This is a genomic window from Devosia sp. ZW T5_3, assembly GCF_044987315.1.
Lineage (GTDB): Bacteria > Pseudomonadota > Alphaproteobacteria > Rhizobiales > Devosiaceae > Devosia.
Map to the genome: position 1 here is coordinate 52,983 of NZ_JBJDRE010000021.1, position 18,585 is coordinate 71,567.

Annotated in this window: 16 protein-coding genes and 1 pseudogene; 12 read left to right on the plus strand and 5 right to left on the minus strand. The window is 62.3% G+C overall.

What is annotated here, in order from left to right:
- Positions 1–6 precede the first annotated feature (6 nt).
- Together ACI3KW_RS20900 and ACI3KW_RS20905 are read left to right on the plus strand one after the other, a co-directional pair.
- Positions 7–1,119 carry an ABC transporter ATP-binding protein gene (locus tag ACI3KW_RS20900; RefSeq protein ID WP_404849691.1) on the plus strand — a complete coding sequence of 371 codons (1,113 nt, stop codon included), beginning with the start codon at positions 7–9 and terminating at the stop codon, positions 1,117–1,119.
- Entirely contained in the window at positions 1,116–2,519 is a 1,404-nt protein-coding gene (locus tag ACI3KW_RS20905) for a CehA/McbA family metallohydrolase (RefSeq protein ID WP_404849692.1), read from the plus strand. Before ACI3KW_RS20900 ends, ACI3KW_RS20905 begins: the two co-directional genes overlap by 4 nt.
- A 229-nt stretch (positions 2,520–2,748) precedes the next feature.
- Here ACI3KW_RS20905 and ACI3KW_RS20910 read toward each other — a convergent pair whose 3' ends face one another.
- Positions 2,749–3,135, minus strand: a complete 387-nt coding sequence (locus ACI3KW_RS20910) for a GNAT family N-acetyltransferase (protein WP_404849693.1) — start codon at positions 3,133–3,135, stop codon at positions 2,749–2,751.
- Positions 3,136–3,258: 123 nt separating this feature from the next.
- Between ACI3KW_RS20910 and ACI3KW_RS20915 the strand changes: the two genes are divergently transcribed.
- The 3 genes from ACI3KW_RS20915 to ACI3KW_RS20925 all read left to right on the plus strand — a co-directional run bounded on the left by ACI3KW_RS20915 (position 3,259) and on the right by ACI3KW_RS20925 (position 6,293).
- A complete protein-coding gene (locus ACI3KW_RS20915; protein WP_404849694.1) occupies positions 3,259–3,891 on the plus strand; it encodes a Spy/CpxP family protein refolding chaperone in 633 nt (210 codons plus the stop codon).
- Between the two features lie 171 nt (positions 3,892–4,062).
- Positions 4,063–5,286 (plus strand): aminotransferase class V-fold PLP-dependent enzyme, encoded by a 1,224-nt coding sequence (locus ACI3KW_RS20920; protein WP_404849695.1) that lies wholly within the window; start codon positions 4,063–4,065, stop codon positions 5,284–5,286.
- A 119-nt stretch (positions 5,287–5,405) separates the two neighbouring features.
- A complete protein-coding gene (locus ACI3KW_RS20925; protein ID WP_404849696.1) occupies positions 5,406–6,293 on the plus strand; it encodes a DMT family transporter in 888 nt (295 codons plus the stop codon).
- Here the strand turns inward: ACI3KW_RS20925 and ACI3KW_RS20930 are convergent.
- Positions 6,290–6,679 carry a hypothetical protein gene (locus ACI3KW_RS20930; protein WP_404849697.1) on the minus strand — a complete coding sequence of 130 codons (390 nt, stop codon included), beginning with the start codon at positions 6,677–6,679 and terminating at the stop codon, positions 6,290–6,292. The genes ACI3KW_RS20925 and ACI3KW_RS20930 overlap by 4 nt on opposite strands.
- A gap of 364 nt (positions 6,680–7,043) precedes the next feature.
- Between ACI3KW_RS20930 and ACI3KW_RS20935 the strand changes: the two genes are divergently transcribed.
- The 5 genes from ACI3KW_RS20935 (at position 7,044) to ACI3KW_RS20955 (ending at position 9,876) form a co-directional block, all read left to right on the plus strand.
- Positions 7,044–7,649, plus strand: coding sequence for a thymidine kinase (locus ACI3KW_RS20935; protein WP_404849698.1), 606 nt, complete (start codon positions 7,044–7,046; stop codon positions 7,647–7,649).
- Positions 7,639–8,025, plus strand: coding sequence for an acyl-CoA thioesterase (locus tag ACI3KW_RS20940; protein WP_113123918.1), 387 nt, complete (start codon positions 7,639–7,641; stop codon positions 8,023–8,025). Before ACI3KW_RS20935 ends, ACI3KW_RS20940 begins: the two co-directional genes overlap by 11 nt.
- An 82-nt stretch (positions 8,026–8,107) precedes the next feature.
- On the plus strand, positions 8,108–8,812 hold the full coding sequence (locus ACI3KW_RS20945; protein WP_404849699.1) for an SH3 domain-containing protein: 705 nt from the start codon (positions 8,108–8,110) through the stop codon (positions 8,810–8,812).
- Between the two features lie 112 nt (positions 8,813–8,924).
- Positions 8,925–9,065 (plus strand): hypothetical protein, encoded by a 141-nt coding sequence (locus ACI3KW_RS20950; protein ID WP_404849700.1) that lies wholly within the window; start codon positions 8,925–8,927, stop codon positions 9,063–9,065.
- Between the two features lie 253 nt (positions 9,066–9,318).
- The gene (locus tag ACI3KW_RS20955) at positions 9,319–9,876 is read left to right on the plus strand and encodes an SH3 domain-containing protein (protein WP_404849701.1); all 558 of its coding nucleotides are present in this window, start codon (positions 9,319–9,321) and stop codon (positions 9,874–9,876) included.
- Between the two features lie 217 nt (positions 9,877–10,093).
- Here ACI3KW_RS20955 and ACI3KW_RS20960 read toward each other — a convergent pair whose 3' ends face one another.
- Entirely contained in the window at positions 10,094–12,736 is a 2,643-nt protein-coding gene (locus ACI3KW_RS20960) for an autotransporter domain-containing protein (protein ID WP_404849702.1), read from the minus strand.
- 1,069 nt (positions 12,737–13,805) lie between these two features.
- On the opposite strand from ACI3KW_RS20960, the pseudogene uvrB reads away from it, so the two are divergent.
- Positions 13,806–15,794, plus strand: a pseudogene (uvrB, locus tag ACI3KW_RS20965) (excinuclease ABC subunit UvrB); the annotation flags it as partial.
- A 624-nt stretch (positions 15,795–16,418) separates the two neighbouring features.
- Here the strand turns inward: uvrB and ACI3KW_RS20970 are convergent.
- Both ACI3KW_RS20970 and ACI3KW_RS20975 read right to left on the minus strand, forming a co-directional pair.
- Positions 16,419–16,769, minus strand: coding sequence for a hypothetical protein (locus tag ACI3KW_RS20970; protein ID WP_404849703.1), 351 nt, complete (start codon positions 16,767–16,769; stop codon positions 16,419–16,421).
- 1,141 nt (positions 16,770–17,910) lie between these two features.
- Positions 17,911–18,033, minus strand: a complete 123-nt coding sequence (locus ACI3KW_RS20975) for a hypothetical protein (RefSeq protein WP_404849704.1) — start codon at positions 18,031–18,033, stop codon at positions 17,911–17,913.
- Positions 18,034–18,068: 35 nt separating this feature from the next.
- Between ACI3KW_RS20975 and ACI3KW_RS20980 the strand changes: the two genes are divergently transcribed.
- Positions 18,069–18,356 carry a hypothetical protein gene (locus tag ACI3KW_RS20980; protein ID WP_404849705.1) on the plus strand — a complete coding sequence of 96 codons (288 nt, stop codon included), beginning with the start codon at positions 18,069–18,071 and terminating at the stop codon, positions 18,354–18,356.
- The last annotated feature ends 229 nt before the right edge of the window (positions 18,357–18,585 follow it).

The following is an 18,585-nucleotide window of genomic DNA, read 5'->3' on the forward strand; positions in this document are numbered from 1 at the left end:
CATTTCATGGCTTCAGTCGAATTCAAAAACGTCACCAAGAGCTTCGGCGCCTTCAACGCCGTTTCCGATGTCAGCTTTGCCATTGGCGATGGTGAATTCGTGTGCCTGCTCGGCCCCTCCGGCTGCGGCAAGACCACGAGCCTGCGCATGATTGCGGGCCTTGAAACCCCCAGCCATGGCCAGGTGCTGATCGGGGGTGATGACGTTACCAATCTGCACCCCAAGGACCGCCAGATTTCCATGGTGTTTCAGGATTATGCGCTCTACCCGCATATGAACCTGGCCGACAATATCGCTTATCCGCTCAAGGTGCGCGGCGAACCCATCCAGAAGCGCCATGGCCGCGCCAGGGAAGTGGCCGATGTCCTCAAGATCGGCCATCTCATGGATCGCCTCCCCAGCCAGATTTCCGGCGGCCAGCAACAACGCACGTCGCTCGCCCGCGCCCTGGTCTACCCCTCCCGCGTCTATCTGTTCGATGAACCGCTTTCCAATCTGGACGCCAAGCTGCGGCTGGAAGCCCGCGGCTTCCTCAATCACCTGCAGCGCGACATGGGCATGACCGCGGTTTACGTCACCCACGACCAGGCCGAAGCCATGGCGCTGGCCACCCGCATCGCCGTGATGGACCAGGGCCGCATCGTGCAATATGCCCCGCCCATCGAAATCTATCGCCGCCCCGCCACCACCTTCGTCGCCAATTTCGTCGGCAACCCGCCGATGAACCTAGTGCCGGTGGAAGCCGCCCATGGCGACGGCCAATTGCAGCTCAAGGCCGATGGCCTGACCTTGTCGTCCCTCCCCATGTCCTCCGGCATCGCTGCCGCCCTCGCCAAGGCCAAGAGCCTCACCCTGGGCATCCGCCCCGAACACCTCGCCATCGCCGAGCCGGGCATCGCCAACACCATCACCGGCACCCTCTTCGCCAACGAAAACATGGGCCCCGAAAGCCTCGTCACTATCGAGCGCCCCGACACCTCCCGCCTCACCGCCCGCATCTTCACGGATGACCACATCACGCTGAGCGAGGCGGTGACGCTTAGCTTCGCCCCCGAGCACATCCACCTGTTCGACAGCACCGGGGCCCGTATTCCGGCCGACGGGGAACAGCCGCTGTGACCACGATCACCACCCCCATCACCCGCGCCGACCGGTCAAAAAACCCCTATTTTTACATTCCTTTCGACGTCCCCGCCGGCACCACGCGCATTGATGTCATCCTCACCTATCCCAAGGCCGAAGACTGCATCATCGACCTCGGCGCCTTCGACCCGCGCGATACCGGCTACCCCACCGAACACGGCTTCCGCGGCTGGAGCGGCGGCGCGCGCGACCATTTCTTCATCGCCACCGATGACGCCACACCCGGCTATATCCATGGCGATATCCCGCCCGGCCGCTGGAACGTCATTCTGGGCCTCTACAAAATCCCCGAAGCCGGCACCGAGGCCACGGTTACCATCACCCTCGACAATGCCGCGCGTTCTCTCGCGCCGCAGCCCGCCCGTACCTTCCCCGTCCGCCGCGAACCGGGCTGGTACAAGGGCGATCTGCACTGCCACACCTACCATTCCGACGCCAAGGGCGCCCCCGAACTGCTCCACGCCGCAGCCAAACAGGCGGGCCTCGACTTCCTCGCCATTGCCGACCACAACACCATCACCCAGCGCCGCTATTTCCACCCGCAGTCGTCGCCCGATCTGGTCTTTGTGCGCGCCATGGAAATCACCACCGCTATCGGCCATGCCAATGTCTTTGGCGTCGATGACTGGATCGATTTCCGCATGACCCAGCCCTCCGATGCCCACATTCTGGCCCAGTCGGTGCATGAAAAAGGCGGCCTGCTCTCGATCAACCACGACAAGCCCACCATCCCCTGGGATTACGAGCTGCCCGAGATCGAATGTATGGAAGTCTGGCAATCCACCTGGCTGGCCTGGAACTGGATTTCCCTCGAACGCTACCAGCGCCGCCTCGCCGCCGGCCTGCGTATCTCCGCCATTGGCGGCTCCGACTATCACCAGCCCGACCGCCTCCTGCCCGAAGGCCCGCAGGTCCTCGCCCGCCCCACGACGGTTCTCTGGCTCAACGAACTCTCCGAAGCCGCCGTCCTCGCCGCCATGCAAGCGGGCCACGGCTACATCACCGAAAGCCCAACCGGCCCCCATCTCTCCATCACCGTCGATGGCCATCCCATGGGCTCGACGGTCAGTGGGGCCACCACAGCCACCGCCACCATCCACGGCGCCGCCGGCGACCGCCTCATCTGGATCGACGCCGCCGGCCCCCTCGCCGAAACCGTGATCCCCAGCGACGACTGGCAGACCGATCTCGCCGTGTCCGAAGCCAAAACCTTCATCCGCGCCGAAATCATCGCCGAAGCAAGCCGCGCAAAGCTGGTCGCCGATTTCACCGGCGCCCTCGACAGCCCCGGTCTCCCCTGGGACCTCAAGGAAAGCGACCTAGCCCACCAGCCAATAAGGCGAGCACTGAGCAATCCGATTTATCTAACGCGCTAAAAAGCTTGCTGCAGCGCAAGCGAGCCCCCTCTTCCCCTCGCCCCTTGAGGGAGAGGGACTGTAATTTCTTCGTCCAGAAGAAATTACTGGGTGAGGGGTTCTGCGCCATCCCATGCATGGATGCCCGCACCCCACAATGTCATTCCCGCGAAAGCGGGAACCTCCGTTTTCTTCTCCAGCATCCCGCTTTCGCGGGAATGACATTGTGGGGGTGAGGACTTTAGTGCCCTCACACCAACCGCATCACCCCCGCCGCACTCGGCGCAAACCCGCATCTGCGATAAAACCCCTCCAGCTGCGATTCAAAATCCACATGCAGCCATTCGGCGCCCCGCACCCGAGCCAACTCCGCCGCCCGCTGCACTAGCGCGGTCGCGATCCCCTTCCGCTGATGCTCCGCATGCACACACGTATCGAGCACAAAGGCATGCACGCCCCCGTCCCACGCGACATTGACAAACCCCACCAGCACGCCCGCTTCATAAGCCCCGACATGCACGAGGCTCCGCTCCAGCACGCGCCCATAGCCCGCCGCCACCGGTCCGCCCCAGGCGCTGCGCCATAGCCCGTCCAGCGCCGCCAGATCGGGAAATGGGTCATTCACCAAATCCACCATGTCGCCCCCTTCCTTACCAACCTGACCAAGTCTTCATCCGCCCGCAAGGTCGCGAACAGATCGCCTGCCCTATGGTCCTTTCGATACCGGACGAACCGGTCCCATGCAAAAGGACTTGCTCCCATGAAGACGATCTCCAAGCCCGCCATCGTGGCGCTGCTGACCGCCGCCCTTGGCCTCACCTCCCTTGCCCCCAGCTTCGCCCAGGAAGCAGGCCCGGCAGCGCCCGCCGCCGCCGATGTGCAAAAGCCCGGCCATGATCACAATCGCTTCCAGCACCCCGGCCAGTTCCCGCAAGGCGGCATGCGCCACATGGAAATCCGCCATGGCGGTGGCTTCCTCAATTTCGAGCGCGGCGCCGAAGCCGCCGAAATTGGTCTGGTCCGGCTCAGCCACCGTGTCGACCTCACCGCTGAACAGCAACCTTTGTTCGACGCCATGAAAACCGCCATCCTCGCCGCTGCCGATGATTTCGCCACCGCCGCCGACGCCGCTCGCCCCACAGCCGACGCAAAACCCGATATCGCCGCCCGGCTCGACGCGCGCATCGCCATCACCTCGGCAAATCTGACGGCCCTTGAAGCCATCAAACCCTCGGTCACCGCCTTCTTCGACAGCCTCACCCCCGAGCAGCAGGCCGCCCTGGCGCCCGAACGCGGCGAACGCCCCAATTGGGGCCGCCCCGGCCAGGATGGCCCGCGCCATTCCGGCCCCGGCGCCGCTCAGCCGGCCCTGCCCGAGCCCACCAACGGCTAAGCAAATCCCTTTCGGCGCCGCCTATACCTCCTGTGGCGGCGCCGTCCCATGCGTGGCAACCGGCCTAACCCTCACCGGTGCGCCGCGCACAAACCCCGGCCCGCAAACGGCCGGGGTTTGCTTTTGCCCAATCATCCACTACCAATCTCTGGCACTTTTTTGGATGATTAGATGACCGCCCTGCCTCTCGATCCTTCCCGCATTCGGGCGCATTTCCCCGCCTTTGCCGAACCTTCCCTTGTGGGCCAAGCCTTCTTCGAAAATGCCGGCGGCTCCTACACGGCCCGGCCCGTGCTCGACACGCTCGAGCATTTCTATCGCGCCACCAAAGTGCAGCCCTACGGCGTTTACCCGGCCTCCATCGAAGCTGGGGAGGCGATGAACCGCAGCTATGAGCGCATCGCCGAGGCGTTCAATGTCGATCCCGACTGGATCCATTTCGGCCCCTCGACCTCCGCCAATACCTATGTGCTGGCCAATGCCTTCGGCGCCTGGCTCCAGCCCGGCGACGCCATTGTGGTCACCAATCAGGATCACGAGGCCAATACCGGCAATTGGCGGCGCCTCGCCGCGCGCGGCATTGAAGTGCGCGAATGGCAGGTCGATCCGCAAACCGGCCGGCTCGATCTGGCCGGCCTCGACGCCATTCTCGACGCCAAGGTGCGTCTCGTCGCCGCCCCGCACTGCTCCAATATTGTCGGCGAAATCAATCCCGTGGCCGAAATCTCGGCTCGCGCCCATGCCGTCGGCGCCGTCACTGCCATTGATGGCGTCAGCTACGCCCCCCATGGCCTGCCCGACCTCGCCGAACTCGGTGCCGATATCTACCTGTTCTCGGCCTACAAGGTTTATGGCCCCCATCTCGGCGTCATGGCCATCCGCCCCGAATTGGCGCGCGCCTTGCCCAATCAGGGCCATTACTTCAACGACGCCAAGCTGCGCTATCGCCTGACGCCCGCCGGTCCCGACCACGCCCAGATCGCTGCCGTCGGCGCCATTGCCGATTACTTCGAGACCGTGGCTGACATTGCCGGGGGCAGCGGCAATCCCTTCGCCCGCGCCCGCAAGGCCATGCGCGATCAGGAAACCGCCCTGGTCCGCCCGCTGCTCGATTACCTGCGCGGCAAGAACAATGTTCGCCTCGTCGGCCCCGACGACGCCGAAAGCCGCGCCCCCACCATTTCGCTGATCCTGTCCGAACCGGGCGCCACCGTTGCGACCCGCCTCGCCAAACATGGCGTCATGGCCAGCGGCGGCAATTTCTACGCCGTCCGCCTGCTCGAAGCCATGGGCGTCGACCCCAACCACGGCGTCCTCCGCCTCTCCTTCGTGCACTACACCACGCCCGAAGAAATCACGCAGCTGATCGCAGCGCTGGATGCGGAGCTGCCCTGAACCTTCCTCACAGTAGACCTCATGGTGAGCCTGTCGAACCACGAGGTCGTGGCAATATCCAGTCACGACCTCGTCCTTCGACAAGCTCAGGATGAGGTCTGCTGCAAATCCGGTAATTCATGTCCCGTCCCCTCGCCGCGCTAACGCTCCTGTTCTGCACCATGCTCTGGGGCTTCGCCTTCGTGGCGCAAAAATCGGCCATGGATGCCATGGGGCCGCTGACCTTCTCCGGCACCCGCTTCATCATCGGCGGCCTGCTCATCGTTCCGCTCGCCCTGCGCGAACTCCGCCGCACTGCCAGCCGTCCCACCGCACGGCAATGGCAACTCGTCGCCCTGATGTGCGCGGTGTTTTTCGCCGGCTCCATCCTGCAGCAATATGGCCTGATGCTGACCACGGTGACCAATTCGGGGTTCCTGACCGGTCTCTACGTCTTCTTCGTCCCGGTCATCGGCTTGGTTGCCGCGCGCATCGTGCCCCACCCGATCATCTGGTTCTGCGCGCCCATAGCGCTGCTCGGCATTTACCTGCTCAATGGCGGCAATTTCGATAGCTTCAATCTCGGCGACGCCCTCATCATCGCCTGCGCCGTGTTCTGGGCGCTGCATGTCCTGCTGCTGGGCCACCTGGCCACCGCCACCGGCCTGCCCATCCTGCTCTCGGTCGTCACCTTCCTCAGCGTCGGCATCATCTCGGCCGTGCTGGCCGTCCCCATCGAAGCGCCGGACTTTGCCAGCATCAGCAATGGCTGGGTGCAGATCGCCTATTCGGCCTGCTTCTCCACCGCCGTGGCCTTCACCGGCCAAGCCATTGCCCAGCAATATCTGCCCGCCGCCAATGCCGCGATCATCCTCTCCGCCGAAAGCCTCTTCGCCGCGCTCGGCGGCGCGCTCATCCTGGGCGAACGCCTGCCGCCCATCGGCTATCTCGGCGCGGCGCTGATCTTCCTCGCCATCCTGCTGGTCGAAACCGTGCCGCCCCTCTGGGCCAGGCGGCGGGTGTCCTAATCGCTGTACCGGTGCATCTGATAGGTCCGGCACACTACCAGCATGAAGCACCCTTTCAGCGAAATCTGGTCTTCGCTCACCTGGGTAATGGTGCCGCTGGCGCTGTGGCCATAAAGGTGCAAATCGCCCTTCCACTGATTGGGCTTGATCTGCGGCGCATGGTCGATCAGCAGCGTATTGAGATAGGGCAGGTTTTCCGGGCTATCCCCGCCATTGCCCAGCCAGATCAGCTCGGCGCATAGCTGGGTGCCGTCCCCGCACAGCGTCACCTTATAGCGCGAGTCCCGGCTTTCCACCTCCCACACGCCCACCGGCGAAGCCAGCGCCGGCAGCGTCGCCGCCGCGGCAAAACCCAATGCGGCCAATGCACGAACCATTGCCTTCATGCCAATTCTCCCACGGACCAATCCGCCGATAGATAGGAGCCCATGCTGCCGCCCGCAAACTGAACTCGGGCTGAATGGCCTGTCACGTCCCCGTCATGCAATGCCGCTAGCCTCTGCCTTGTCCCGGCGATCCCCATGCAGCCCGGACTGCCGCGCCCCACGTCCCCAACGTCGCGCCCGGCCTTTTGGAGCCCGGCCGCCAACCCCGGCTCCGCCGATCAGATCGGCATTTCGGCCGCCCTCGTGGCGGCCTCTTTTTTGGCAAAACTGTTGAACGCTGCCGGCGAGGCTTCTAGCCTTGCCCATTCCGGTCTATTGGCTTGATGAAACACCCGGCGCCAACCCCTCGAGTCCCGCAATCCGCATGGCCAAGCTTTACTTCTCCTACGCGGCAATGAATGCGGGCAAATCCACGCTCCTGCTGCAGGCCGCCTATAATTACCGCGAACGCGGCATGCGCCCGCTGCTCTATACCTCCGCGCTCTATGCCCAGGACGGCGTCGGCCTGATCAGCTCCCGCATCGGCATTGCCGAGCCGGCCGAACTCTATTCATCCGAAGACGATCTCTATCAGGCCGTCCGCGACCATATGGACGAAGCCAAGGTCGATTGCGTGTTCGTCGACGAGGCGCAATTCCTCACCCAAGACCAGGTCTGGCAACTCGCCCGCGTGTCGGACCGCCTCAAAATCCCGGTCATGTGCTTTGGCCTGCGCACCGATTTCCGCGGCAAGCTCTTCCCCGGCTCCAGCCAGCTTCTCGCCATTGCCGATGTGCTGCGTGAAATCCGCACCATCTGCGAATGCGGCGCCAAGGCCACCATGGTCGTGCGCCAGGATACATCAGGCCGCGTGCTGACCGATGGCGAACAGGTTTCGATCGAGAAATCGGTCTATATCTCCCTCTGCCGCAAGCATTGGGAAGAAGCGGTTGGCCGCTGGCCCGTGAAAGGACCCGAACATGATCGTTGAGACCTCCGAGCCCAAGGGCGCGCTGACCATCCGCACCCTGGCCATGCCCGCCGATACCAATCCCGCCGGCGATATTTTCGGCGGCTGGGTGATGAGCCAGATGGATATTGCCGGCGCCATTGCCGCCGTCGAGCGCGCCCAGGGCCGTGTCGTCACCGTCGCCGTCGAAGCCATGACCTTCATCGCCCCGGTCAAGGTCGGCGATATCCTGTGCGTCTATACCTCGATCGAGCGGGTCGGGAACACCTCGATCACCGTGGGCCTCGAAGCCTGGGCCCGCCGCAACCGGCTCGATGATCGCGTCAAGGTCACTGAAGGCCGCTTTGTCTATGTCTCGCTGGGCGAAGACGGCCAGAAACGCCGCATCGAACCCTGAAGCCATCGTTCAGCCCACATTCACCTGACTGATGTTTATTAAGCGCCATCAACCGCCGAGTGGCGGCCCACGGGGAGCACACATGAAATCCTTCCGCCTCGCCATTTTCACCGCCATGGCCGCCTTGGCATCGGTCAGCGCCGCCTTGGCCGCGCCGGCCACCGTCACCACCAATGTCAATGTGCGCTCCGGCCCGAATGCAAAAGGCGTGATCGACGTGCTGCGGGCCGGCACGCGGATCGATGCCCAGTGCGACGGCAGCGGCTGGTGCCAGGTGAGTTATGGCAGCGTCTCTGGCTGGGTCTCCGGAGACTATGTCGTCTTTGATGGCCAAACGCAGCCCCCGCGCCCACAACCCCAGCCTGTACCCGTTCCGGTCCCCGGCAATGGCGGCGGCTGGTTCCCCGGCAACCCCGGCCCCGGCAATGGCGGTGGCTGGAATCCCGGCAACGGCAATGGTGGCTGGAATCCCGGCTGGCCGCAGCCGCCACGCCCGCAACCCCAGCCGCCCCGGCCCCAGCCTCCGGTCTATGAAGATGCCGGTGCCTGCTTCTTCAGCGAGCGCAACATGCGCGGTCGCAGCTTCTGCCTCGATCAGGGGGAAACCATGGACAGCCTGCCTCGCGGCTGGAACGACGCCATCCGCTCGGTCCAGGTGTTCGGCGGCGCCCGTGTCGACCTCTGCTCCGATCAGTTCCAGTACGGCGCCTGCGTGACGCTGCGCTCCGATACCCCGCGCCTGCGCGGCCAGATCGACAGCCAGGCTTCCTCGGTCGACGTCTATTAAAGTATTGAACTAGCAACCATATTGGAACGGGGCCGGGAACTTCTGTTCGTCCGGCCCCGTTTCTATTCTAGTGTGGCGAAAATTGTCTGGCGTTGAGTGAGGAGCGTCATCCATGAAATCCCATAAAGGCAGAACGCTGCTGAAAGTCATCGCGGCCATCGCTCTTGCAGCGGCCGCAATCGTGGTCTTCCTGCCCGCCACCCAGGCGGCCTCGGGCACCGATGTCACCCTCCACCCGCAGACCCTGCGATAGCCTCATTCCCCCCTGAAGGCGATTTGTTTGCTCTGGGTGCACTCAAGAATGCGGTGTCATTCCGGCGCAGGCTGGAATGACACCGTGGGTGGGTAAGGCCAGGACGAATACTCACCCGAAGGCGGACGGCAGGTCCCCTGCGCAAAACCCCGCATCTTCAAGGTCCGCGCCACCTTTTCTTTCTGCATCCGGGGCTTGGAGATCGGGCGGCAGCGCGGTAAGTTGCGCGCGCTTTGTTCGCGAGGGTTCTATCATGCGTCTTGTCACCACTCTCATTTCGGCCTGCCTGGCCATCGTCATGCTGCTTGGCGCCGCCACGGCCAGCCTTGCGGCCGGCGAGACCGGCACGCACGCCTGGAGCGTCAAGCCCTTGGTCCTGGCCTCCGGCCCCGACCGCTCCTTTGCCGTAACCGGCCATATCCCGGCCGATACCCCGATCCGGGTGCTGCGCTGCCAGCGCGACTGGTGCCTGGTTGCGGCCAATAACCAGCGCGGCTGGGCCTCCAGCCTTTATGTCGATTATGGCCGCCACCCCGAGCCCGTCATCGTCCATGGCCGCGGCACCGTCTGCTTCTTCGAAGGCACCAATTTCACCGGCGCCTCCACCTGCTTTGACAGCGGCACCACCATCGACGATCTGGCCCTGCAAAATCTCGACAATCGCTTCGCTTCGGTGCAGTTGACGGGCGCCGTCTCGGTCGCCACCTGCCGCGACCGCTATTTCCAGTCCTATTGCGAACGCATCGTCCAGTCCAAGCCCGCCCTCCCGACCTATCTGCGCGGCACGGTCTCCTCGATCAAAGTCTATTGATCCCGAACCGATCCTAGGCATACGACAAACAAAAGGCCCGCTTCACGCGGGCCTTTTCGTTTTGGCGTTCCAACACCTCGCCGTGCGGCAGTGTTCTCTTTAGGGGCATTCTCCCAAGCCAGGTTCCATCGTCATTGCCCGGCTCGTCCGGGCAATCCATGCTTCAGCTGATGCTGAGAGATGGATCACCCGGACAAGCCGGGTGATGACGATGAACCTACCGTGCTGGCAGGCTCAACCGGATCCCGACGCTGCCACGATCCTCGCCCGAGCCAATCCCATCCAGCCGCGCCGACAGGCCGATATTGGCGCCGCCCACCAGCCCAAACCCGATCGAGCCCGATAGCCGCCCCTGCAATTCGCCTAGTTCCGAACCGCCGGCAATATCCAGCACGGCTTCGGCCCGCAGCCCCAGATCGACCACCACGCCATTGTCCAGCGTCAGCCGGTAGCCGATCCCCGGCCCCACGGCCAATTGCCCCAGGCCCGCCGTCACCGCCGGAATGCTCACGCCCAGACTATCGGTATAACCATCGCTGGTTTCCTCGAAATAACTCAGCTGGGCACGCGGCGAGAAGGTCCACGCGTCGTGGCTCCATTGGCCTTGCAGTGCCGCGCTCAGCAGATAGCGCGTGGCGTCGAAATCATCCTCACAACTGCCACTTGGGCTGATCGCATTGGACGATTGCCCGCCCGCTGCCAGCAGGTCGAGATAGAGATTGTCGCTCAGCCGCGCCGTCAGATATGGCCCCGCCAGCCAGCCCGTGCCCGATGCCTTTGCCCCACTGTCAAAATTGCGCGACGCAAAATCGAACTGCACGAAACCGCCGATCAACAGGTCCGGATTGAGCAGATAATCCGCGCCCAGCGCGGCGCTACTGAACTTTTCCCCGGCCCCGCCCTCGAACAACGAGAACTTGCCCTCGAACCACACATCCAGTGCCCCAGGCTGCTGGTTGCCCGCCATGGCGTCGATCGCCGCCAGCGAGGTCGAAACCCCGACCGGCCCGCCCTCCACCACTCCCGGCAGATAGCTCAGCAGCGTCGAGCCCAGGCTGCCGCCGCCCGAAACCACCCCGTTCAACCGCGCGATACGGCGCTCCTCGTCTGGTATATTGGCCAATATCTGTCGCGCCCTGCCGTCGAGGAATTCCTCGATCAGCGCCGTGGTCGCTTCCGCCGAATTGACCGCGCTAAAAGTGCAGATCACCGCTTCGCCGGCATCCAGCACGATGCTTGCCGTGCGGCTCGCCACATCGCCCACGCTGTCGCTGTCCGAACAGACCAGCCCCACCAGAGTGTAGCCGGCCCCGCTCATATCGTCGGCCACCACGCTATGGCGTCCCGCCGGCAGCGCGATATCGGCGCTCTGCCCGCTGCCGCCCATCGTGGCAATCGACAGGTTTAGCCCCAACGTTGCCGAGCGGAACCCGAACACCGCGTCGCTACCGACCGTTTCCTGCCGGATCGTCACCGAACCCAGCGCCGCCGCCTGCACATCGAGGCTAACTTGCCGTGTGGTATTGCCGCTGCCATTGGTCTGGTTGACGAAAGTCACCGCGCCGCCCACGGCTCCAGCCGTCAAGCCATTGGCTCCGGCATTGAGGCTCACCGTGATATCCGTGCTGCCACCCGCCGCCAGCGTAAACGGCACGCCATCAGCTGCCCCGGCAATGTCAAACACCCCGCCCGGCCCGCTCACCAGCACATCGATGTCGCTGCCGCCGCCATTGCTCAGCGTCCAGGTCTTGGACGCCGGCGCAAACGGACCGCCCGCCGGTCCCGAGGCGGAGAAATCCCCGCCATCGGCCACGCTCAAGCCACCCGGCCCGACATAGGTGAAGCCACCCGCCAGTGTCGCTCTCACACTGCCCTTGCTGACCACGATATCCACCGCACCCACGCCGCCCGCAGGCGCGGTCGCGGTGAGTGACGTATCCGAATTCACCGTAAAGCTGGCAGGCACACCACCAAAACTCACGCCGGTCGCCCTGAACAGATCTGAGCCGCTGATCGTCACCGCCGTTCCGCCCGTCACCGGCCCTTGCGACGGCGCTACGCCGCTCACCACGGGCGTCGTCGGAACCACCGTAATCGTCGCCGTGGAATTGGCCGTGTAGGCGCCATTGCTGACCCGTACCTGGAAGCTATCGGTCCCGAAAAAATTGGCGGCCGGGGTATAGGTAAATGAACCATCGGCGTTGAGGCCGAAGCTGCCCGATGCCGGCGGAACCACTAGAGTGGCGACCAGATTTGCGCCCGTGTCGTTGGCCAGCACGCCATTGGCGGCTGAAACCACCAATTGCTGATCTTCCTGTACGCTGTAGCTGTCATCCACAGCGACAATGGCGTTTCCGTCGATCAAAACGCCGCTGGTGCTCCCGATCGAGTTGAGCGTCAGTACCGCATCGCTGCCCGTCGCATTGCGGATCGTGCCGCCATTGAGCGACAACGTTCCGACCGTTACCCCATTAGAGTCCAGGTCGCCCGGCTCGATGACATAGCTGAAGCGGAGCGCGTTCGAGCCAGATCCACTGACATAGGATAGCTGTTTGCCTGTCGCACCGACGGTCAACACAATGCTCGGCCCCCCGGTGACCGTCACCGCCTGATCGAAATTGACGATAAAATCCAGGGTCTGCGTGACGGTCCAGATGCCATTCGCAGGAACAGTGACAGACGTGACAACGGGCGCCACCGGAGTCCCAACGGTCAACGAATAGGACTGCGTACCGGAGAACGGCCCGCCCGCACCACTGGCGGTGCTGTCTGTCGCGCGAACCACGAAATTATAGGTGCCGAGCGCAGTCGGGGTGCCGGAAAGCACCCCGCCGGAACTCACACTCAGCCCGGGCGGCAACGCCCCTCCCGGCTCCACGGCAAAACTATAGGGCCTAACCCGCCAGTCGCCGACATCGTCTGCGAATAGGAGCCGCCCAAAACCGGGTTCGGTAATGTCGCCGGGTTGACCGTAACTGTCTGCGCCAGCGCGGCAACCGTCAGCGCCGCCAACGCCAGCACCGCCATTGCCACGCGCCAAGCCGCCGCCAGCGCAAGGCTGGCCAATCCCCCAAACCGCATCGTCCGCCCCGCCACTTCAGGCGGATTTTTCCCGCCCCCGCCTTCTTTCTAGGGGCCGCCACCCGCCCCGGCAACCAGCGGCAGGGCGACATGGCCAAATAATTTTCTGTCGTACCATGAAGTTACCCCATCACCCCATTCGTACTGACACCCCCTGTCAGCAGCCCTGTTCCGTCTCCGTTCATGCAATGCTAATGTCGGCGAAACATTGCAATATGCTGTGCAATTCCCCATCTTGAACGCTCCCCCAGAGCAAGTGTGTTTTCATGGCCGACAAATCCGCGCGCCCCGGTAAAGCTGAATTCTCCATCGACGACTTTCTCGGCGAGATCGAGAAGGCCGAAGATATCGCCGCGAGTAAACCGCTCTATGCCGAGCGCATGAAGAACAAGCGCGCCCTCGATCGCGCCGATCAGAAAGCCGCCGCCGACGCCGCGCAGGCCGAAGCCGATGCCGCCAAGGCCCTGGCCGATGCCGCCAAGAAAAAGACCGCGCTGGAAAAGCGCCGCAGCACCAAGTCGAACAACGACACCGCCACCGGCATGGCGGCCAAGACCGCCAAGACCAAGATCAACTCCGTCGACCGCGTCGACTTCTCCGGCATGGGCGAAAGCCCCCAGGCCGGCTTCGGCCATAAGCCATCTCCCGCGGCGCAGTTGCAGAGCGTGGTCTCCAGCGCCAAGTCTAAATCCGGCTCCAGCCGCACCGTCGAGGATGCGCAGACCGTCGGCGTCACCGCCACGGTCAAGGCGCTCGAGCAGATCATCCTGCATGGCCGCAAGGAGGTGGAAGGAAGCTCCCCCTGGGTGCCGCACAAGGCGCAGAACAGCCTCGAGAAACGCCTCGCCGGCCAGCCCTTCCGCATGGTCACCAATTACCAGCCCGCCGGCGACCAGCCCACCGCCATTGCCGAACTGGTCGAAGGCATCAACAATGGCGAGAGCGACCAGGTCCTGCTCGGCGTCACCGGCTCGGGCAAAACCTTCACCGCCGCGCAGGTCATCGCCCAGACCAATCGCCCCGCGCTGATCCTGGCCCCGAACAAGACCCTCGCCGCCCAGCTCTATGGCGAGTTCAAGTCCTTCTTCCCCGACAACGCGGTCGAATATTTCGTTTCCTACTACGATTACTATCAGCCCGAGGCCTATGTGCCGCGCACCGATACCTATATCGAGAAGGAATCCACCATCAACGAGCAGATCGACCGCATGCGCCACTCGGCCACGCGCTCCATCCTCGAACGCGACGACGTCATCATCGTCTCCTCGGTGTCCTGCATTTACGGTATCGGCTCGGTCGAAGACTACACCGCCATGACGGTGGACCTGCAAAAGGGCCAGAAAATCGACCAGCGGGAGGTCATCGCCAAGCTCGTCGCCCTGCAATACAAGCGCGGCGATACCGGCTTCGTGCGCGGCACCTTCCGCGTCCGCGGCGACACGATCGAACTCTTCCCCGCCCACTATGAAGCCGCCGCCTGGCGCGTTTCCCTGTTCGGCAACGAGATCGAATCCATCGTCGAATTCGACCCCCTCACCGGCAAAAAATCCGCCGACCTCACCTTCATTCGCGTCTTCGCCAACTCCCACCATGTGACGCCGCGCACCACCATGAACCAGGCCATCAAGGCCATCCGCAGCGAACTCGCGGCGCGCCTGCAGGAGCTCAACGGCGCCGGCCGCTTCCTCGAAGCCCAGCGCCTCGAACAGCGCACGCTGTTCGATCTGGAAATGATGGAAGCCACCGGCTCCTGCGCCGGCATCGAGAATTACAGCCGCTACTTCTCCGGCCGCCGCCCCGGCGAGCCGCCACCGACCCTGTTCGAATACCTGCCCGACAATGCCCTGGTCTTCGTCGACGAAAGCCACGTCACCATCGGCCAGCTCGGCGCCATGTATCGCGGCGATCTCCGCCGCAAGGCGACCCTGGCCGAATACGGCTTCCGCCTCCCGAGCTGCATGGACAATCGCCCGCTGCGCTTCGAGGAATGGAACGCCATGCGGCCGCAATCGGTCTATGTCTCGGCCACGCCCGGCAAGTGGGAAATGGACCAGACCGGGGGCGTGTTTGCCGAACAGGTCATCCGCCCCACCGGGCTGATCGATCCCCCGGTCGAAATCCGCCCCGCCAAGGCGCAGGTCGATGACGTGATCGACGAAATCCGCAACACGATCAAAACCGGCTACCGCACCCTCGTCACCGTCCTCACCAAGAAAATGGCCGAGGACCTGACCGAATATATGCACGAACAGGGCATCAAGGTGCGCTACATGCACTCGGACGTGGACACGATCGAGCGCATCGAAATCATCCGCGACCTGCGCCTGGGCGCCTTCGACGTGCTGGTGGGCATCAACCTCTTGCGCGAAGGCCTCGACATCCCCGAATGCGGCCTCGTTGCCATTCTCGACGCCGACAAGGAAGGTTTCTTGCGCAGCGAAACCTCCCTGATCCAGACGATTGGACGAGCAGCCCGCAACGTCGATGGCCGCGTGATCTTGTATGCCGATAAGGAAACCGGCTCCATGCAGCGCGCCCTGGCCGAAACCACCCGCCGCCGCGAAAAGCAGGTCGCTTACAATACCGAACACGGCATCACCCCCGCCTCGGTCCGCTCCAACATCCACGACATCGTCGACAGCGTCTACGAACGCGACCACGTCACGATCAGCATCGGCAAAGGCAAAGACGGCAAAGAACGCGTCGAAGTCGGCGCCAACCTGGCCGCTGTCATCAAAGACATGGAAACCCAGATGCGCGAGGCGGCCACGAATCTGGAATTCGAAAAGGCCGCAAGGCTACGGGATGAAGTGAAGCGGCTGAAGGAGATGGAGTTGGATACGTTGAGTGGGGAAGTGAACTAATGCAACAAATCCATGCTGTCCCCTCCCGATCACGCTAGGAGAGTAAGCAAGTTGCTTCAAGATCGGGCCATCGCTGTTTGGAAGAGCGCGAGGAAACCATTTACCGACCCTGTGTCATGGCAATGGTATCGGGATTTTTTTTCCTTGTCCTATCTGCGCTATATGGCGAGTTGGTTCGCCATTGTGCCTGTAGCAGCATACGTCTTGTCAAAGACACCTAGGCAGGTTTCTGTATCATTTTTGGAGCCGCCTTTAGTATTAAACTCTTCACTTCCGTTCTCATGGCAAATTCTTTGGGTTGGATCTCTGGCATTTGTTGCTGCTTTTATCGTCTATCTATTGAGAGCACCGAAATTCGTTAGACGATACCATTCTCTAGACGACTATCTCGCAAAGGGTCATTCTCCTCGGTGGATTTCTTGGGAAGCCCAAGAGCTCTACCAATGGAAGGAAAGTCGTGCGAAATTTTTTGAGCGAATGACCAAAAAGGGCTATGTCACGCCAGATGGCGGACCAGCACCTCCAGATGGAGGCGAGGTTTTGGTAGAAGATTCGACGACCAATTTTCGCTTCTGCCACGATGGGCAGATATATAGGCTACCAATGCCCCAATTGGACACCAAAGGGAACGAAGACGAACGTCAGACAAACCTCGCCGTTCGCGAGATTTTCTGGGAAATTTTTGGTCGATACGCGAGCTCCCGCATTATTTCGCGAAGGATTATTACGACCTGCCTCTTTGTTGCGCTGGCTTGCGTAGTTGTTGTCATAGCCCAGCACATCTTTGCGGCACTGCCATACGTTTTTTCGAGGTGGTAAATTAGTTACGAACATTTCATCAGGCCCACCAGCCAACTTCCGTTTTGCGCCACGCCTATTCGACTTGACGCCTACAACCATTGCCAATTCTCGTGCGGTTACTGTTTCGCCAAGGCCAGAATGGGTCATGGGCGAGACACTGCTCTTCAGACTGCGAGTGTTTCGGCTCTTCGCGCTCGTCTCAACAGGGTCAAAAATCTCGAGTTTCGCTCCGCTCTAGACGAGTTCCTTGGTCAAAAGATACCATTGCAAATGGGCGGCATGTCGGACCCATTCATGCCAATAGAGGTTCAAAAGCGCGCAAGCTTTGGGTTGGCAACTGTCCTACGCGACTTTGACCACCCTTACCTCGTTAGTACCAAATCTGATCTTTGCGGAACGAGCGAGTACGTTTCGCTTTTCGGCGAATCTAGAGCAATGATTCGATTTTCGATGACGGGAATTTCAGACGCGCTACGGAGTGAGATGGATAAAGGTACTCCCGCGCGAGCGCGACTTCTCAAAGCCATTGAGTCCCTGTCCCAGCGGGGGGTACCAACGGCAGTGAGAATTCAGCCAATTTTTCCGGGGCATGAGGAAACGGCAGGCAGAATAATTGACGAGGCAAGCGCTGCCGGAGCGAAACATGTATCGCTTGAGTACCTCAAGCTCCCACTGGAGGCCGATAGAGAGTTTTCTAACGAGGTCTTCATAGCTCTGGGCGGCAGACCAATTGAGGCATATCGGATGCTTGGAGCTTTGCGGCGAGGCCGAGAATATACGCTTCCCAGCAGTTACCGAATACCTCACCTCCTTGGTCTCCGAAAACGAGCTCACGGGTTAGGCATGACCGTCGGACTAGCGGATAATGATCTTCTCCACCTCGGTGACGGCAAGTCCTGTTGCAACGGGATTGACCTGCACCTACCGAATATCTCAATCTTCCAAGCCAACCTAACCGGTGTACTAAAGAGCATTACTCCTGGTCAACGAGCACGCTTTGAGGACGTGGAGGCCTTTTGGTCACCAACACGTGATATATCACCGTATCTAAACTCCACAGCGCGTCTGCCGAAGAATGAGGAGGGGCACCCAAGTTGGATGGATTATATGCGTCGAATTTGGAGCGGGCAACACAGCTCACAATCACCTGAGAACTACCTAGGAATCGTGAGGCACAGCGATGGCCAAGGTCACCATTTTGAAAGAGTCAAAACTCCATTCGATTGAGCTCTTTTACTATGACCCTAGCTACGCTCAGAATCGGGGGTATTTCGTACTTCGTCAAGCGTCAGCGACAGATCGCTTCATACGGCACACCATCGCTATCCAGCCGCCACCACCAGCCGAAATTGGCGAGATAATACCCCCAGTCCCCATAAACCCGTCCAATCCCGCCATCGAAAACATTCATTGGACGCTCCGGCCCGGCCGGTCGATCATTCCGGCATGACCGAGCCTGCCGATCCGCCCCGCCTGTCCAATAACGGCCCGCCGCTTGATGATGATCCGCGTCCCTGGGGCGCCAATGGGATCGGCACTTATTTCGAATGGACGGCGGCGCAGAAGGCGGCGTTCGATGTGCCCTATGACATCGCCCTGCTGCGCGCCCGGCGGGCCGAGAAGCTGGGCCTGACTTACGACGAATATTCGTTAGAAATCCTCGAGCGCGGCCGCTTTCTCAATGCCGAAGACGCCGAGCGCATCGCCGCCATCAAACGCCGCCGCCCGCTCTGAGCGCTTGCGCCTGCCCCACCCACGGTGTCACCCCGGCGCAGGCCGGGGCCCATCTCGATATATCCCCGCGGCCGCAAGGTGTGTGGGACTAAGCATTCACCTGAACCGGAGCGCCCCGATCTGCCTTCCTCCCCCTTGTGGGGCCGCGCTATCCACGACGGGGAAACATCGGCTCTCGCCCTCCCTCCTCCTTGAGGGGAGGGCCGGGTGGGGGTCGTTGGTGCATTTG

Bases quoted from the DNA above. Each gene is read 5' to 3' on its own strand.
- ACI3KW_RS20930 (WP_404849697.1), bottom strand. From the start codon at position 6,679: ATGAAGGCAATGGTTCGTGCATTGGCCGCATTGGGTTTTGCCGCGGCG.
- ACI3KW_RS20900 (WP_404849691.1), top strand. From the start codon at position 7: ATGGCTTCAGTCGAATTCAAAAACGTCACCAAGAGCTTCGGCGCCTTC.
- ACI3KW_RS20970 (WP_404849703.1), bottom strand. From the start codon at position 16,769: ATGACCCATTCTGGCCTTGGCGAAACAGTAACCGCACGAGAATTGGCA.
- ACI3KW_RS20975 (WP_404849704.1), bottom strand. From the start codon at position 18,033: ATGAATGTTTTCGATGGCGGGATTGGACGGGTTTATGGGGACTGGGGG.
- ACI3KW_RS20945 (WP_404849699.1), top strand. From the start codon at position 8,108: ATGAAATCCTTCCGCCTCGCCATTTTCACCGCCATGGCCGCCTTGGCA.
- ACI3KW_RS20955 (WP_404849701.1), top strand. From the start codon at position 9,319: ATGCGTCTTGTCACCACTCTCATTTCGGCCTGCCTGGCCATCGTCATG.
- ACI3KW_RS20920 (WP_404849695.1), top strand. From the start codon at position 4,063: ATGACCGCCCTGCCTCTCGATCCTTCCCGCATTCGGGCGCATTTCCCC.
- ACI3KW_RS20925 (WP_404849696.1), top strand. From the start codon at position 5,406: ATGTCCCGTCCCCTCGCCGCGCTAACGCTCCTGTTCTGCACCATGCTC.
- ACI3KW_RS20910 (WP_404849693.1), bottom strand. From the start codon at position 3,135: ATGGTGGATTTGGTGAATGACCCATTTCCCGATCTGGCGGCGCTGGAC.
- ACI3KW_RS20915 (WP_404849694.1), top strand. From the start codon at position 3,259: ATGAAGACGATCTCCAAGCCCGCCATCGTGGCGCTGCTGACCGCCGCC.
- ACI3KW_RS20980 (WP_404849705.1), top strand. From the start codon at position 18,069: ATGACCGAGCCTGCCGATCCGCCCCGCCTGTCCAATAACGGCCCGCCG.
- ACI3KW_RS20950 (WP_404849700.1), top strand. From the start codon at position 8,925: ATGAAATCCCATAAAGGCAGAACGCTGCTGAAAGTCATCGCGGCCATC.
- ACI3KW_RS20940 (WP_113123918.1), top strand. From the start codon at position 7,639: ATGATCGTTGAGACCTCCGAGCCCAAGGGCGCGCTGACCATCCGCACC.
- ACI3KW_RS20935 (WP_404849698.1), top strand. From the start codon at position 7,044: ATGGCCAAGCTTTACTTCTCCTACGCGGCAATGAATGCGGGCAAATCC.